The organism is Catenulispora sp. GP43, from assembly GCF_041260665.1.
GTDB lineage: Bacteria > Actinomycetota > Actinomycetes > Streptomycetales > Catenulisporaceae > Catenulispora.
Map to the genome: position 1 here is coordinate 197,048 of NZ_JBGCCT010000009.1, position 14,991 is coordinate 212,038.

The window sequence follows — 14,991 nt, forward strand, 5'->3', positions numbered from 1 at the left end:
TTAGGCGTCGATCCGGGATCGGTCCAGGACCGCGGCCGAGTTGATGATGAACTCGCGGCGGGGCGCCACGTCGTTGCCCATCAGCAGGTCGAAGGCCTTGTCGGCGGATTCGCCGTCGGCCACGGTGATGCGGCGCAGGGTCCGGTGGCGCGGGTCCATCGTGGTCTCGGCCAGCTGGTCGGCGTCCATCTCGCCCAGGCCCTTGTAGCGCTGGATCGGCTCCTTGATCCGCTTGCCCTTCTTCAGCAGCTCGGCGACCGTGCGGCGCATCTCGCTGTCCGAGTACGTGTAGATGTACTCGTTCTTCGCCCGGCCCGCGCCGATCACCTCGATGCGGTGCAGCGGCGGGACGGCGGCGTAGACGCGGCCGGCCTCCAGCATGGGCCGCATGTACCGGTGGAACAGCGTCAGCAGCAGGCAGCGGATGTGCGAGCCGTCGACGTCGGCGTCGGCCATCAGGATCACCTTGCCGTAGCGCGCCTGGTCGATGTCGAACGACCGGCCCGAGCCCGCGCCGACGACCTGGATGATGGACGCGCACTCGGCGTTCTTCAGCATGTCGGCGATCGAGGACTTCTGGACGTTCAGGATCTTGCCGCGGATCGGCAGCAGCGCCTGGAACTCGGAGTTGCGCGCGGCCTTGGCCGAGCCCATCGCCGAGTCACCCTCGATGATGAACATCTCGGAGCGGTCGACGTCGTCGGAGCGGCAGTCGGCCAGCTTGGCCGGCAGCGCCGAGGTCTCCAGCGCGTTCTTGCGGCGCTGGGCCTCCTTGTGCTGGCGCGCGGTGATCCGGGTCCGGGCGGCGTTGGCGATCTTCTCCAGCACGCCCCGGGCCATCGGCTTGTCGTTGCGCTTGGCCGAGGTCAGGAACTCCTTGAAGGAGTTCTCCACGACGCGGGCCACGATCCGCCTGGCCGCCGGGGTGCCCAGGACCTCCTTGGTCTGGCCCTCGAACTGCGGCTCGGCCAGCCGGACGGTGACCACCGTGGTCAGGCCCTCGAAGACGTCGTCGCGGATCACGTCGTCGTCGTTGACCTTCAGCAGTTTGGCCGCCCGCAGCTGCTCGTTGGCCGCCTTCAGCAGACCGCGGCCGAAGCCGTCGAGGTGGGTGCCGCCCTTGGGGGTGGCGATGATGTTCACGAAGGAGCGGACCACGGTGTCGTACTCGGTGCCCCAGCGCAGCGCCACGTCCACGAACAGCTCGCGCTCGATGTCCGCCGGGGTCATGTGGCCCTGGTCGTCCAGCATCGGGACGGTCTCGGTGAACTTGCCCGAGCCGGTGAAGCGCAGCGTGTCGGTGATCGGGCGGTCCGGCGCCAGGAACTCCACGAACTCCGAGATGCCGCCGGCGTAGGAGAAGACCTCCTCGTTGTGACCGCCGTCACGCTCGTCGACCACCTTGATGGTCAGGCCCGGCACCAGGAACGCGGTCTGCCGCGCGCGGGAGTACAGCTCGTCCAGGACGAACTCGGCGTCCTTCAGGAAGATCTGCCGGTCCGGCCAGAAGCGGGTGCGGGTGCCGGTGGGCGCGGCGCCCTTGGCGCGCGAGACCTTGCCGACCTTGCGCAGCCCCGACTCGGGCTTGAACTTCGCCTCGGGGCCGTCCCCGTCGAACACGCCGGGGATCCCGCGCTGGAAGGAGATCGCGTGCACGCTGCCGGCCCGGTCGACCTCCATGTCCACCCGCGAGCTGAGCGCGTTGACCACGGAGGCGCCGACGCCGTGCAGGCCGCCGGAGGCGGCGTAGGAGCCGCCGCCGAACTTGCCGCCGGCGTGCAGCTTGGTCATCACGACCTCGACGCCGGACAGGCCGGTCTTGGGCTCCACGTCCACCGGGATGCCTCGGCCCTGGTCCCGGACCTCGGCCGAGCCGTCCTTGTGCAGGACGATCTCGATCTTGTCCCCGAACCCGGCCAGCGCCTCGTCGACCGAGTTGTCGATGATCTCCCACAGGCAGTGCATGAGACCCCGGCCGTCGTTCGAGCCGATGTACATGCCCGGCCGCTTGCGGACCGCGTCGAGTCCCTCGAGGACAAGGAGGTGCCGCGCGGTGTAGGAGCCATCCTTGTCGGCGGACGGCGCGGGCCTGCCTTGCGCACTCACTTGCGGACCTTCCTCTCCCTCGTCGATTCATGATCGACTCTCGTCACTCGAACACAGTTTCGCATCAATGGTAGCGACGGCAGGGCCAGCGTACCGGGAGCTTCCCCCCGGCGAGTCCATGTGACCGGCACAACACTCTGAGGCACGAAGGCTCACCCTCCGTGCCGGCGGTGACACCGAACGTTGAGTTTCCTCACGGTTCGCCCCCTTTCCCCGTACGCTCTCAGCGAACGTGACGCTTTCGACGCCGAATCACTAGCGCGGGAACACCGAACGCCTGCTTTGATGTTGTTCCGGGTACCACACAGAAAGCAGGTGCGACCGTGACCACTGCAGTCCTGACCCCGACTGAGCCGCTCAAGGCCTCCGACCGCTGCGACCGCTGCGGAGCCGCTGCTTACGTGCGCGTCGTCCTGGGTGGCGGCGAGCTTCTCTTCTGCGCCCACCACGGCAAGAAGTACAACGAGAGCCTGGCTAAGGTCGCTATCGAGATACACGACTTCTCCGACCAGCTGACCGCAGAATCCAAGACCGCCGCCGCCGAGGAAGAGCGCTGACCTGAAGCGCAGCACGACCCGGCCTGATTGCGTAGACCTGTAACGGACGATCCGATAACGGCTACTGCTCTTGCGGAAGGCCCCGACTCCGGATGACGGAGTCGGGGCCTTCGCTGTGAGCTGAGTCACACATGATCGCAAAGAGTGTTTCCTTCATCACTTTTGGTCATGCGGCGGTCATGTCGCCCGGTTCAGAGAAGACCAAACGCTGGTCACCGAAGTCAGCGACGATCTCCAGGCGACCGCCCAGCGCCTCGACGTACGCGGCCAGCGTGCGCAGCTCGGTAGCTCCGTCCTTGGCGTGCTCGATCGCGGAGACGCGCCCCTGGCTGATCCCCATCCGGTCCGCCACCTCGACCTGGGTCAACCCCATCCGCCGCCGCATCTCGGCGAGGCGGAAGGCGCGCTGCTCCGCTCGCAACCGCTCCACGCCGGCGGCGATCTCAACCTGGTCCTGGGCTTCAGGGAAGAACTCGTCGAGGAACCCCTGCCGGTCATAGCTGTGGGTGCTCATCGCCCCTCTTGCTCCTTCAGATACGCGGCGTAGCGAGCCTCCGCCAACGGTACGGCGACGCGATACCAAGCATTCCACTGCCCCGTTTTGTCTCCTGCGACCAGGAGCACCGCCCGGCGCCACGCACCATGGATGCGGTCCGCCAAGGGTCCAGCCCGGCTTCCAGCACCATCGAAACGGCTTGCCCCACAAGCAGCGCCGTCGATCGATCGGTCCTGCGCAACTCATGCAGCCAAGCCCGGACCTCAGGAACCATCTCCAAGCTGTAGCTCACGCACGTTTACCTTTCTCCAGATATTACGCTTGCATAATATTCGCGGCAAACGGGCAGGCCCTGGCCTCGTGCACAAGCTCATCCAGACGAGTGAGCACAACGAAGTGCGGCCGCCCCTTCCGGGACGGCCGCACTTTTTCGAACCACGGACTCCTAGTCCAGGTAGTCCCGCAGAACCTGCGAGCGCGACGGGTGCCGCAGCTTGGACATCGTCTTGGACTCGATCTGCCGGATCCGCTCGCGCGTCACCCCGTAGACCTTGCCGATCTCGTCCAGCGTCTTGGGCTGGCCGTCGGTCAGCCCGAAGCGCATGGACACCACGCCGGCCTCGCGCTCGCTGAGCGTGTCCAGGACCGAGTGCAGCTGTTCCTGCAGCAGCGTGAACGACACCGCGTCGGCCGGGACGACCGCCTCGGAGTCCTCGATGAGGTCGCCGAACTCGCTGTCGCCGTCCTCGCCCAGCGGGGTGTGCAGGGAGATCGGCTCGCGGCCGTACTTCTGGACCTCGACGACCTTCTCGGGCGTCATGTCCAGCTCCTTGGCCAGCTCCTCCGGGGTGGGCTCGCGCCCGAGGTCCTGGAGCATCTGGCGCTGCACGCGGGCCAGCTTGTTGATGACCTCGACCATGTGGACCGGGATGCGGATGGTGCGCGCCTGGTCGGCCATGGCGCGGGTGATGGCCTGACGGATCCACCACGTCGCGTAGGTCGAGAACTTGTAGCCCTTGGTGTAGTCGAACTTCTCCACCGCGCGGATCAGGCCCAGGTTGCCCTCCTGGATCAGGTCCAGGAACAGCATGCCGCGGCCGGTGTAGCGCTTGGCCAGGGAGACCACCAGGCGGAGGTTCGCCTCCAGCAGGTGGTTCTTGGCCCGGCGGCCGTCCTCGGCGATGATGTCCAGCTCGCGCCGGAACTCCGGGGTCAGCGGCTCGCCGTCGTTCAGCTTCTCCTCGGCGAACAGGCCGGCCTCGATGCGCTTGGCGAGCTCGACCTCCTGCTCGGCGTTGAGCAGCGGGACCTTGCCGATCTGCTTGAGGTAGTCCTTCACCGGGTCGGCGGTGGCGCCGGCGGAGGCGACCTGCTGGGCCGGGGCGTCGTCCTCGTCGTCGGACAGGACGAAACCCTCCTCCTTGTCCTCGCCGGGGGTGGCCCCGTCGGTCTCGGAGGTCTCCTCGCCTTCCTCGTCGGTCGTGGCGGCCTCCATGTCGGGGCCGTCCTCGTCGTCGAGTTCGATCTCCAGGTCGACTTCTTCCTCGAGTTCGACGTCCTCGCCGTCCTCGCCGTCGCCCTTCTTGCCGGCGGTCTTCTTGGCCGGCACGGCCTTCTTGGCCGCCGCCTTCTTGGCCGGGCCGGAGCCCGACTCGCCGTCGGTGCCGTCGGCCTTGGCCGCGGCGGTCTTCTTGGCCGCGGTCTTCTTGACCGCGGCGGTCTTCTTGGCCGAGGCCGCGCCGGCCTCGGTCTCTGCATCGCCGGAGGCGCCGTTGGCGGCCGCGACAGCCGGGGCGGCGGTCTTGGCGGCGGCCTTCTTGACCGTCGTCGCCTTGGCCGCCGTGGCCGTGGTCGTCTTCTTGGCCGCGGTCTTGCTCGCCGCGGCGACGCGCTTGCGCGCGACCCCGGCGCTCTGCATGGCGTTGACCGTCAGGTCGACGCCCTCCTCGTGCAGCACGGTGGTCAAAGCCCGCATGACGCTCTTGGCCTTGGCCATCGGGATGTCCGCCTCTTCAAAGGCTTGCCGTACCTCGTCTGCGGCAATGTGTCCCTGCGCCCTGCCCCGCTCGATGAGCGCCACGAGGTGGGCGGACTCGGCGATCTCGGCGGGCAGTGGACGGGAAGTGCTGGCCGACACGAAAACCCTCTCGCTACTGGATGGCAACCACCCGCTTCCGACGTGAGCCGGGATACGGCCCGAGCGCGGTTCACGCGCGGCGGCCCGTCTTGCTCTGTGTCGGGTTCGTGTGGAAGATTCCGATCGCGCCGCGGATCCGGCCGGTCGCACCCGGTCGTTCCGCATTGCACGCGACATAGCATTGTGGCACGCCGATGTATTCCCCCGGCACCGGTTAGCCGGTAATCGGCGGGCACCGCCTTCAGAACGCCTCTCGGCGTCCCCCGACACGGCGGTGCCCCGCACCACTGATCACGATCCGGTGTCACGCCACCGGATCGGCTCGATCACCGGCTGTGTCACTGCCCGCGCTGCCCCGGCAGGCCGTAGGCCGGAGCCTGCTCCTCCAGCTGCGCCGCCAGCATGGCGCGCATCACGCTGGCCGCCGCCGCGCCGTCGCCGGCCGCGATCTCGTCGGCCAGCCGCTGGTGCGCCGCCGCGCCGCCGTCGCTCATCGGCCCGCAGGAGCGGCGCCGCATGCCCGCGCTCTCCGCGGCCCCGGTCACCACCCGCGCCAGGTGCTCCACCATCCGGTTCGGGCACTCGGCGACCAGCAGCGCGTGGAACTCGCCGTCGATCTTGGCGTAGCCGGGCTGGTCGCCGTTGGCGGCGGCCTGCTTCATCAGCACGGCCAGCTCCGAGAGCCGGGCCGCGGCGGGCTCCGAGAGCCTCCCGGAGGCCAGCTGCGCGGCCAGCGGCTCGAACGCGCAGCGCAGCTCGGCCAGCTCGCGGCACTGGTCCAGGCCCGCCACGCCGGCCGCGCGCCACTCGATCACGTCCGGGTCCAGCAGGTTCCACTCCGGGACCGGGCGGATCCGGGTCCCGACGTTGGGCCGGGCGGTCACCATGCCCTTGGCCTCCAGCACCCGCAGCGACTCCCGGACCACGGTGCGCGAGACCTCGAAGCGGCGGCCGATCTCCTCGGGCACCAGCGGCCGGTCCGCGCCGAGCTCGCCGGCCACGATCATCCGGCCGAGCTGCTGGACCAGCTGGCCGTGCAGGCCGCGGGCCTGGGTGCCGGCGCGCAGGGACAGGTAGGAGTCGCCGATGGAGCCGCCGGCGGCCGCGGCCAGGGTGTTGGCGACGGGGTTCGGGGCGGCGGGAAGGGTGTCGACGGGCGCGACGGTCCCGGTCATGTGTGTAGGAATGCTCATGTTGTTGTCGTCGGCCGCACCGCGGGCGGACTTGAGGATTCTTAGCCGATAGTCGGCCCGATGTCACCCGTCGGAATGATCACCCGCAGGTCGGAGCGTCGCGCGGGCCTGTGGGTCGAGTATGCGGACATTGCGACGTCCAGTATATTTCGTCAACTTGACGATAAGACTGGCGAGGGGCTAGCGTCGCAGCATCGTTGCACGCTGCGAGTACTCGCGCTTTCGACTTCTTGGGGGAGAGATGGCGGACATCACCAGGCGGCTGTTCTGGAGCCACTTCCGGGGCAGCCCGACCAACCACGTGGTGCACCTGCGGCGCGGCAAGGTCGCGCACGAGGGCACCGGCCAGGCGTTCTGGTTCCGGCCGCTGACCGCGGTGCTGGCCGAGGTGCCGGTGGACGACCGCGAGCTGCCGATGCTGTTCCACGCGCGCACCAAGGACTTCCAGGACGTCACCGTCCAAGCCTCGATGACCTACCGCTTCGTCGACCCGACGGTGGCCACCCGCCGCCTGGACTTCGCCGTCGACCCGGTCTCCGGCCAGTGGCGCACCACCCCGCTGGAGCAGGTCGCCACCCTTCTGACGGAACTGGCGCAGCAGCACGCGCTGACCCTGGTCGCCACCCTGGAGCTGGCCCAGACCCTGGCCTCGGGCACCGCGGCGGTCCAGGAGCGGGTCACCGCCGGCCTGGCCGCCGACGAGCGCCTGGCCGAGACCGGCATCGGCGTGCTCGGCGTCCGCGTGGTCGCGGTGAAGCCGGAGGCCGACGTGGAGCGGGCCCTGCGCACCCCGACCCGGGAGCTGATCCAGCAGGAGGCGGACCGCGCCGGGTTCGAGCGCCGGGCGCTGGCGGTGGAGCGCGAGCGCGCGATCACCGAGAACGAGCTGCAGAGCAAGATCGAGCTGGCCACGCGCGAGGAGCAGCTGGTCGCGCAGGAGGGCGCCAACGCGCGGCGCCGGGCCACCGAGCAGGCGGCCGCGGCGCGGATCGCCGCCGAGGGCGACTCGGACCGGGCCCGCATCGCGGCCGAGGGCGAGGCCGAGCGCGCGCGGATCGCCACCGCGGCCAACGCCGAGCGGGCCCGGATCGTCGCCGAGGCGGACGCCGACGCGCTGCGCACCCGCTCCTCGGCGAACGTCGAGGACCTGCGGGCGGTCGGCGCGGCCCAGGCCGAGAACGAGGCGGCGAAGCTGGCGGCGTACGCCGGGCTGGACCGGAACGTGCTGTTCGCGCTGGCGCTGCGCGAGTTCGCCGGCCAGCTGCCAGAGATCGGGACGGTGAACCTGACCCCGGACGTGGTGACCGGTCTGCTGTCCAAGCTCGCGAACGGTTCGGGCAGCGCTTCGGGCGCGGCTCAGGGCATGGGGTCCTGAGCCGTGTCCGTGGCACCGCGGGTGGTCGTCGTGCACCGGCACAGCGAGCGGGACGAGATCGTCGCCGAGCAGGGCACGTGGGGACAGGCGGAGTTCGTCCAGAAGCGCCGCGGGGTCTCGCTGTCCTCGGTGAAGAAGCGGCACGACATGCTGAGCGGTGCGGTCCAGGCGGTCTCCGCAGCCATCCCCAGGGAGTGGCGCCGCGGAACGGTCGAGCGCGCCGACCTCCCGCGGTTCCTGTTCGAACCGGAGGACGTCGTGGTGGTGGTCGGCCAGGACGGCCTGGTCGCCAACACCGCGAAGTACCTGGACGGCCAGCCGGTGATCGGGATCGACCCCGACCCGGGGCGCAACATGGGGGTCCTGGTCCGCCACTCCCCCAAGGACTTCGAGTCCCTGCTCGCGGGGATCGGCGCCGGCCGGGCCCGCGTCGAGGCCCGCACCATGGTCTCGGCCGCCACCGACGACGGGGAGTCGCTACTGGCGCTGAACGAGGTCTACCTGGGCCACTCCGGGCACCAGTCCGCGCGGTACCTGCTGAGCACGCCCGGGGGCGAGGAGGAGCACCACTCGTCCTCGGGGCTGCTGGTGGGCTCCGGGACCGGCGCCACCGGCTGGCTGCTGTCCATCGCCCGGCAGCGGGCCCGGCAGATCACGCTGCCGGGGCCGACGGATCCGGAGCTGGGGTGGTTCGTACGGGAGGCGTGGCCGTCCCCCACCACCGGGGCCTCCCTGACGGAGGGGATGCTTCCGGGCGGACAGGAGCTGACGGTCCGGATCGAGGGCGAGTCGCTGGTGGTGTTCGGCGACGGGATCGAGGCCGACCGGCTGGCCCTGGGCTGGGGGCAGACGGTGCGCATCCGGGCCGCGGAACGGCACCTGCGGCTGGTGGTGTAGCGGAACGGGCTCGCCGGTGTTCGCCGCGGGCGCCTTGGCAGGACTCTGCGAGCGCCATAGCGGCCGGCGATGCGGGCACACTGGTTCCGTGCTTCTCGACGGGATCGGCAAGCGGTACCGGGTCGGCGGGCCATGGGTGCTTCGTGATGTGCGGCTGGAGCTGCGGCCGGGGACGGTCGTGCGGATCCACGGCCACAACGGCAGCGGGAAGTCGACGCTGCTGCGGGTGATCGCGGGGATCGCGGAGCCGTCCCGCGGCACGGTGAGCGCACGGCCGTCCACCGGATACGTGCCGGAACGGTTCCCCTCCGCGCTGCCGTTCACCGCGGAGCAGTACCTGCGGCACCACGCGCGGATGCGCGGCGTCCCGGCGTCGCAGGGCATGCGATGGCTGGAGCGGTTCGGGGCGGGGCAGTTCGCCGGGACCGCGATGAAGGAGCTGTCGAAGGGGACCTCGCAGAAGATCGCGGTGACGCAGGCGCTGCTCGGCGATCCGGAGCTGCTGGTGCTCGACGAGGCGTGGACCGGGCTCGACACCGACGCGCGCGAGGAGCTGGCGGCGGTGGTGCGGGAGCGGGCCGGGGACGGGGCCTGCGTGGTGTTCGTGGACCACGATCCGGCGCGGCTGGCCGACGCCACGGACGAGCGCTGGCTGGTGCGGGACGGCGCCCTGCTCGCCTCGCACCAAGTGGTGGCCACACCGGCCGGCCGGATGGTCGTCGAGGTGACCGGTGTCCCGGACACGGTCTCGCTGGCCGAGGTACTCCCGGAGGCCGAGGTCAGCGCCGACGGGCACCGGATCGTGGCCGACGCGGCGCTCTCGGACGATGTCCTGAGGCGCCTGCTGGCCCTCGGCCCGGAGGTCCACATCGTCGCTGTATCCCAGGCCTCCGCCCAGATCCGCGCGACCGAGGAGTCCTGATGCCCGCGCTGATCCGCTACTACGTGGCGCTGCTGATGCGTTCCGGACGCTGGCTCCCCGCGACGATCTTCTACGCGGCCATCGTGAGCATCGGGACGCAGGGTTCGGCGAAAGTCGGCGAAGCCCTCGGCTATGCCGGCGCTGGGCTGGTCCCGGCCGTGGCCTGGCTGACGCGCGCCACCCTGACCGCCGAACCCGAGGCGGCACGGCACTGCGTGGCCGGCGCCGTGGGCCCGCGCCGCCCGCACCTCGCGGCGCTGGCCGCGGCGGCGATCGGCGGCCTGGTCCTGGCCGCGGGCGGCGCGGCGGCGATGGTGGCCGCGGTCGGCACGGTCCACCCCGCGACCGCCCTGGCCGCGGGCCTGCTGACGATGGCGCTGTGCGCCCTGGCCGGCAGCGCGGTCGGCGCCCTGTGCAACCCGCCGATCCTGGTGCGCGCCTCCTGGGCCATCCCGATCGCCGGCATCCTGGCGATCACCGTCCTGGTCACCACCGGCTCCCCGGTGAACGCCGCCATCCGCGGCATCACGCCCGGCGACCAGGGCGCGCGGCTGCCGCTGCTGCCGGCGGTGCTGGTGGTCGCGGCGACGGCGGCGTGCTGGGCGGTGTCGACTTTCGTGGCGGCCCGCAAGGAGTTCCACGTCGGCGAGTCGGACTGACGCCAGACCGTGGCTACGCTGAAGACATGATCACCTGTGTAGTCGAGTACGTCATCGATCCGCAGAAGACCGACGCCTTCGAGAAGTTCGCCACCCGCTGGATGGAGCTCGTCGACGCCCACGGTGGAACGCACCACGGGTACTTCCTGCCCGCCGAGGGCGCGAGCGACAAGGCCCTGGCTTTGTTCAGCTTCCCGAGCCTCGCGGCGTACGAGGAGTACCGGAAACTGTTCGGCCACCATCCCGACTTCATCGCCGCGGACAAGATCAGGGACGAGAGCGGCTGCGTGCTCCGCTACGAACGCAGCTTCATGAGGCCGTTGCTGCCCTCAACCACAACCACATCAACCTGACGCCGGGCCGAGCAGATCCCAGCGATTGCCGGCGATGTCGCGGAAGACGACGACCCGACCGGCGTACTGCTCGCCGATCGCAGCGGTCTGCCGCTCCCCGTCTGCGCGCGCGAGCAGCAAACCGGTCTGGCCGCCCGGCGGACGGACGACGACCCAGCGCTTGGGGCGGCCGTCATCGGTCGTCGACGGCGAGTCCTCGGCGAGCTCGAAGCCCAGAGCGCGGGTGAAGAAGTCGATCGCCTCGTCGTAGTCGTCGACGATGATCGCGGTCAGCTGGAGGAAGGACACCGGCCAAAGGATGCCAGCCCCCTAAGGCCGCCCGCCCACCTTCCGGATCACCCGCGCCGCCAGCCGGCACCCGGCCGCCAGCGCCTCCTCCGGGTCCTCGTCGCGCATCCACGCGGCCAGGTATCCCGCCGCGAACGCGTCGCCGGCGCCGGTCGTGTCGATCAGCTGCCCCGGCGGCAGGCGCTCGGCGGGGACCCGGATCGTGCGGTCGAACAGGGCGTCGTGGCGGACCACGCCGTCGGCGCCGAGTTTGACCACCACCTGGTCGCACAGCTCCGTCAGGGCCATGGTGGCGGCCACCGGGTCGTCGTCGATGCCGGTCAGGACGGCGGCCTCGTCGCGGTTGGCGATCAGCATGAAGGGGTCGCCGATCCAGTCCAGGAAGCGGTCCGGGCCGACCGCGGCCAGCGGGCCCGCCGAGGCCACGTCCACCGAGGTGGTCATGCCGCGGTGGCGGGCCAGGTCCAGGGCCGCGACGCCGGCGGCGCGGCTGGCCGGGTTCAGGATCGTGTAGCCGGACAGGTGCAGATGGCGGCCCGGGACGAACTCGTCCTTCGGCAGGTCCATCGGGGTCAGGGCGCAGTTGGCGCCGGGGTCGGGGACCATCGTGCGCTCGCCGGTCGGGTCGACCAGGACCACCACCGTGCCGGTGGGGCGGGAGGGGTCCACCTTCAGCACGGTGCGGACCCCGGCCGTGTGCAGCGCTTCAGCGGCCTCGCGGCCGGGCAGGTCGTCGCCGACGCAGCCCACGAACAGCGCCTCGGCCCCGGTGGCGGCCAGCCAGCAGGCGGTGTTGGCCGCCGAGCCGCCGCCGCGCATCGCGATGCGCCCGGGGCTGTCCGAGGCCGCCACCAGCGGCCCGTCCAGGCGCGCCACGACGTCCACCATCAGGTCGCCGACCACCAGGATCGGCGCCGCCGCGCCGGACGTGGGCACCACGGCGTCCGCTACTGGTTCGGCGCGGCGTTGATGATCTCCGCCGCGATCCGGGTGGCCAGCTCGGCGTTGCGCTTGACCAGCAGGACGTTCGCGCGCAGCGACTCCCCGCCGGTCTCGCGGTGGAAGAACTCCAGCAGGAACGGCGTGACGTCCTTGCCGGCGACCCCCTGCTTCTCGGCCGCGGCCAGCGCGTCGTTCAGGATCCGGTCGTGCAGGGCCGGGTCCAGCTGGTCCTCGACCGGGATCGGGTTGGCGATCAGCACCCCGCTGGACACCGCCGGCCAGGCCAGCTGCCAGTGCTGCAGCACCGCCTCGGCCACCTCCTCGGCGAAGTCGAAGCTCCACTCCAGCGCGTGGCCGGAGTCGGCGAGGTAGAAGCCGGGGAACTGGGTGGTGCGGTAGCCGAAGACCGGGACGTTCAGGGTCTCCAGCCGCTCCAGCGTCGCCGGCACGTCCAGGATCGACTTCACCCCGGCGCACACCACGGCCATCGGGATCCGGGACAGCGCGGTCAGGTCCGCGGACTCGTCCCAGGTGTCGCGCGCCTGCCGGTGCACCCCGCCCAGGCCCCCGGTGGCGAAGACGTCGATGTCGGCCTGCGCGGCCAGCGAGGCGGTGGCCGCCACGGTCGTCGCGCCGTGCAGCCGCTTGGCCGCGGCCACGCCCAGGTCGCGCACCCCGAGCTTGACGACGTCGTCGGACTCGGCGATCAGCCGCAGCTCCTCGGCGTACAGCCCGATGCACGGCTTGCCCTCGACCACCGCGATGGTGGCCGGCACCCCGCCGTTGTCGCGCACGGTCTGCTCGATCTCGCGCGCCACCCGCAGGTTGTCCGGACGCGGCAGCCCGTGGCTGATGATCGTCGACTCCAGCGCCACGACCGGGGTGTCCGACTCCAGCGCCTCGATCACTTCGGGGTGGATCCGGAGCCCCACGCCGTCCACTGTCACTTCTGCCTCCTGCAGCCCGACGGGCACGAAAGACGGGCATAGACGCCGTCCCGGTTACGCTCATGCGAACACTACTGAAGATCGTAGAGGGAACCGGAGGCGGGTTGTGAGCGACGAGGTCACGGTGGTCGACAACAAGGACCGCAAGCGTTACGAGGCGCGGATAGGCGGGGCGCTCGCGGGGGTCCTGGCGTACACCGTGCAGGACGGCGTGGCCGTCATGCCGCACACCGTCGTGGAGCCGCAGTTCGAGGGCCGGGGCATCGGCGGGAAGCTGGCGAAGGCCGCGCTGGACGACGCGCGGGAACGCGGTCTCAAGGTCGCGCCCCGGTGTTGGTTCGTCGCCGCGTACATAGAGAAGCACCCCGAGTACGCGGATCTGGTGGCGGCCCGCTGATCCCCTTCAGGCCGCCGACGTCCGACGAAGGCGGTCAGACCGCCAGCGCGCGCCCGACGATCTTCTCGATCTCCAGGCCGCCCGGCAGTGTCCCGAAGCTGCGGCCCCAGTCGCCGGCGAGCCGCGAGGCCACGAAGGCGTCCGCGTTCTCGGCCGGCGCGTAGCGCAGCATCAAAGAGCCCTGCAGCAGCAGCGCCATCCGCTCCACGAACCGGCGCGCCCCCGCCTCGTCCACCGCGGCCACCTCGTCCTTGAGCTCCTTGAACGCCGCATCGAAGCGCGCGTCCGCGCCGCGCGCCGTGCCGACCTCGGCGCAGAACGCGTCCCACACCCCGGCCTCCCGGCCCAGGGCGCGCAGCACGTCCAGCGCGTTGACGTTCCCGGAGCCCTCCCAGATGGAGTTCAGCGGTGCCTCCCGGTACAGGCGGGGCATGCCGGATTCCTCGACGTAGCCGTTCCCGCCGAGGCATTCCAGCGCCTCGGCCGCGAAGGGCGCGCAGCGCTTGGTGACCCAGAACTTCGCCACCGCCAGGCCGATCCGGCGGAACTTGCGCGCGGCCTCGTCGGAGCCGGCGTCCGTGGCCGCGGCCAGGTGCAGCGAGGTCAGGGTCGCCGCCTCGGACTCCAGCGCCAGGTCGGCCAGCACGTTGCGCATCAGCGGCTGGTCGGCGAGCAGCCGGCCGAAGGCCATGCGGTGCCTGGTGTGGTGCACGGCCTCGGCGAGCGCCGCGCGCATCAGCGAGGCGGAGCCGGTGACGCAGTCCAGCCGGGTCATGGCGACCATCTCGATGATGGTGGCCACGCCGCGGCCCTCGTCGCCCAGCCGCCAGGCGCGGGTGTTGTGGAACTCGACCTCCGAGGAGGCGTTCGCGCGGTTGCCCAGCTTGTCCTTCAGGCGCTGCAGGCGGAAGGAGTTGCGGGTGCCGTCGGGCAGCACGCGCGGGATCACGAAGCAGGTCAGGCCGCCGGGGGCCTGGGCCAGCACCAGGAACACGTCGCACATCGGCGCGGAGGTGAACCACTTGTGGCCGATCAGCGTGTACTCGCGGTCAGAGCCGGCGACCGGCGTCGCCCTGGTGGTGTTGGCGCGGACGTCGGAGCCGCCCTGCTTCTCGGTCATGCCCATGCCGGCCAGGCAGCCGGCCTTGGTGGCGGGGTCGCGCAGGCCGAAGTCATAGCTCTTGGACGCCAGCCGGGGCGTCCACTCCGCGGCCAGCATCGGGTCGGCGGCCAGTGCCGGGACCGCCGCGTAGGTCATCGAGACCGGACACAGGTGGCCGCCCTCGGTCTGGCCCCAAACCAGCATCTTGGCGGCGCGGGCGGTGTGCCGCATGGTGCCGGCGTCCTCCAGCCACGGCGCGGCGGCGATGCCGTGGCTGACGGCCACGGTCATCAGGCTGTGCCAGGCCGGGTGGAACTCGACCTCGTCGATGCGCGCGCCGTAGCGGTCGTGGGTCCGCAGCACCGGGTGGTTCGCCTCGGCGAGCCGGCCCCACTCGCGGGCCTCGAGGGACCCGGCGAGCGCGCCGAGCCCGATCAGCTCGGTGTCGGTGGCCGAACCGGTGCCGAACAGCCGCGAGACGGCCGCCGCCAGGGACGGGTCGGCGGTGTAGGCGTTGTACCCGGCCAGCGGCGGAACCTGGTTCTGGGGCTCGTCGGCGGGGCCGACGAGGGTGCCTTCGGGCATGGGCCGGTCATCTCCGTTTCGGCGTGATGCTGGTA

15 protein-coding genes are annotated in these 14,991 nt (G+C 71.1%); 7 read left to right on the forward strand and 8 right to left on the reverse strand.

Annotation, left to right across the window (positions count from 1 at the left end):
* Entirely contained in the window at positions 1 to 2,106 is a 2,106-nt protein-coding gene (locus ABH926_RS20250; protein ID WP_370367239.1) for a type IIA DNA topoisomerase subunit B, read from the reverse strand.
* A 323-nt stretch (positions 2,107 to 2,429) separates the two neighbouring features.
* Here ABH926_RS20250 and ABH926_RS20255 point away from each other — a divergent pair, with 323 nt between their 5' ends.
* Entirely contained in the window at positions 2,430 to 2,663 is a 234-nt protein-coding gene (locus tag ABH926_RS20255) for a hypothetical protein (RefSeq protein ID WP_370367240.1), read from the forward strand.
* Between the two features lie 166 nt (positions 2,664 to 2,829).
* Here ABH926_RS20255 and ABH926_RS20260 read toward each other — a convergent pair whose 3' ends face one another.
* The 3 genes from ABH926_RS20260 to ABH926_RS20270 all read right to left on the reverse strand — a co-directional run bounded on the left by ABH926_RS20260 (position 2,830) and on the right by ABH926_RS20270 (position 6,489).
* The gene (locus ABH926_RS20260; RefSeq protein ID WP_370367241.1) at positions 2,830 to 3,177 is read right to left on the reverse strand and encodes a helix-turn-helix domain-containing protein; all 348 of its coding nucleotides are present in this window, start codon (positions 3,175 to 3,177) and stop codon (positions 2,830 to 2,832) included.
* Between the two features lie 427 nt (positions 3,178 to 3,604).
* Positions 3,605 to 5,296 carry an RNA polymerase sigma factor gene (locus tag ABH926_RS20265; protein WP_370367242.1) on the reverse strand — a complete coding sequence of 564 codons (1,692 nt, stop codon included), beginning with the start codon at positions 5,294 to 5,296 and terminating at the stop codon, positions 3,605 to 3,607.
* Between the two features lie 338 nt (positions 5,297 to 5,634).
* Positions 5,635 to 6,489, reverse strand: a complete 855-nt coding sequence (locus ABH926_RS20270; protein ID WP_370367243.1) for a FadR/GntR family transcriptional regulator — start codon at positions 6,487 to 6,489, stop codon at positions 5,635 to 5,637.
* A 241-nt stretch (positions 6,490 to 6,730) separates the two neighbouring features.
* Between ABH926_RS20270 and ABH926_RS20275 the strand changes: the two genes are divergently transcribed.
* The 5 genes from ABH926_RS20275 to ABH926_RS20295 all read left to right on the forward strand — a co-directional run bounded on the left by ABH926_RS20275 (position 6,731) and on the right by ABH926_RS20295 (position 10,695).
* Positions 6,731 to 7,864, forward strand: a complete 1,134-nt coding sequence (locus tag ABH926_RS20275) for an SPFH domain-containing protein (protein ID WP_370367244.1) — start codon at positions 6,731 to 6,733, stop codon at positions 7,862 to 7,864.
* Positions 7,865 to 7,867: 3 nt separating this feature from the next.
* A complete protein-coding gene (locus ABH926_RS20280) occupies positions 7,868 to 8,761 on the forward strand; it encodes a hypothetical protein (protein ID WP_370367245.1) in 894 nt (297 codons plus the stop codon).
* 88 nt (positions 8,762 to 8,849) lie between these two features.
* Positions 8,850 to 9,683, forward strand: a complete 834-nt coding sequence (locus tag ABH926_RS20285) for an ATP-binding cassette domain-containing protein (protein ID WP_370367246.1) — start codon at positions 8,850 to 8,852, stop codon at positions 9,681 to 9,683.
* Positions 9,683 to 10,342, forward strand: coding sequence for an ABC transporter (locus tag ABH926_RS20290; RefSeq protein WP_370367247.1), 660 nt, complete (start codon positions 9,683 to 9,685; stop codon positions 10,340 to 10,342). The genes ABH926_RS20285 and ABH926_RS20290 overlap by 1 nt, the downstream gene beginning before the upstream one ends.
* 26 nt (positions 10,343 to 10,368) lie before the next feature.
* Entirely contained in the window at positions 10,369 to 10,695 is a 327-nt protein-coding gene (locus ABH926_RS20295; RefSeq protein WP_370367248.1) for an NIPSNAP family protein, read from the forward strand.
* On the opposite strand, the gene ABH926_RS20300 is transcribed toward ABH926_RS20295, so the two are convergent.
* Genes ABH926_RS20300 through ABH926_RS20310 form a run of 3 tightly spaced genes read right to left on the reverse strand, consistent with a single transcriptional unit; the run spans position 10,687 to position 12,872 of the window.
* Positions 10,687 to 10,983, reverse strand: coding sequence for a VOC family protein (locus ABH926_RS20300; protein WP_370367249.1), 297 nt, complete (start codon positions 10,981 to 10,983; stop codon positions 10,687 to 10,689). The genes ABH926_RS20295 and ABH926_RS20300 overlap by 9 nt on opposite strands.
* A 21-nt stretch (positions 10,984 to 11,004) precedes the next feature.
* Positions 11,005 to 11,922: a carbohydrate kinase family protein gene (locus tag ABH926_RS20305; RefSeq protein WP_370367250.1), complete on the reverse strand. Its 918-nt coding sequence runs from the start codon at positions 11,920 to 11,922 to the stop codon at positions 11,005 to 11,007.
* 8 nt (positions 11,923 to 11,930) lie between these two features.
* Positions 11,931 to 12,872 carry a pseudouridine-5'-phosphate glycosidase gene (locus tag ABH926_RS20310; protein ID WP_370367251.1) on the reverse strand — a complete coding sequence of 314 codons (942 nt, stop codon included), beginning with the start codon at positions 12,870 to 12,872 and terminating at the stop codon, positions 11,931 to 11,933.
* A 106-nt stretch (positions 12,873 to 12,978) separates the two neighbouring features.
* On the opposite strand from ABH926_RS20310, the gene ABH926_RS20315 reads away from it, so the two are divergent.
* Complete coding sequence (locus tag ABH926_RS20315) at positions 12,979 to 13,269, forward strand: GNAT family N-acetyltransferase (RefSeq protein WP_370367252.1); 291 nt, start codon at positions 12,979 to 12,981, stop codon at positions 13,267 to 13,269.
* Positions 13,270 to 13,303: 34 nt separating this feature from the next.
* On the opposite strand, the gene ABH926_RS20320 is transcribed toward ABH926_RS20315, so the two are convergent.
* Positions 13,304 to 14,956: an acyl-CoA dehydrogenase family protein gene (locus ABH926_RS20320; protein ID WP_370367253.1), complete on the reverse strand. Its 1,653-nt coding sequence runs from the start codon at positions 14,954 to 14,956 to the stop codon at positions 13,304 to 13,306.
* Positions 14,957 to 14,991: the final 35 nt, after the last annotated feature.

Coding starts and splice junctions, on each gene's coding strand:
- ABH926_RS20260 (WP_370367241.1), bottom strand. CDS start 3,177: ATGAGCACCCACAGCTATGACCGGCAGGGGTTCCTCGACGAGTTCTTC.
- ABH926_RS20270 (WP_370367243.1), bottom strand. CDS start 6,489: ATGAGCATTCCTACACACATGACCGGGACCGTCGCGCCCGTCGACACC.
- ABH926_RS20275 (WP_370367244.1), top strand. CDS start 6,731: ATGGCGGACATCACCAGGCGGCTGTTCTGGAGCCACTTCCGGGGCAGC.
- ABH926_RS20290 (WP_370367247.1), top strand. CDS start 9,683: ATGCCCGCGCTGATCCGCTACTACGTGGCGCTGCTGATGCGTTCCGGA.
- ABH926_RS20295 (WP_370367248.1), top strand. CDS start 10,369: ATGATCACCTGTGTAGTCGAGTACGTCATCGATCCGCAGAAGACCGAC.
- ABH926_RS20320 (WP_370367253.1), bottom strand. CDS start 14,956: ATGCCCGAAGGCACCCTCGTCGGCCCCGCCGACGAGCCCCAGAACCAG.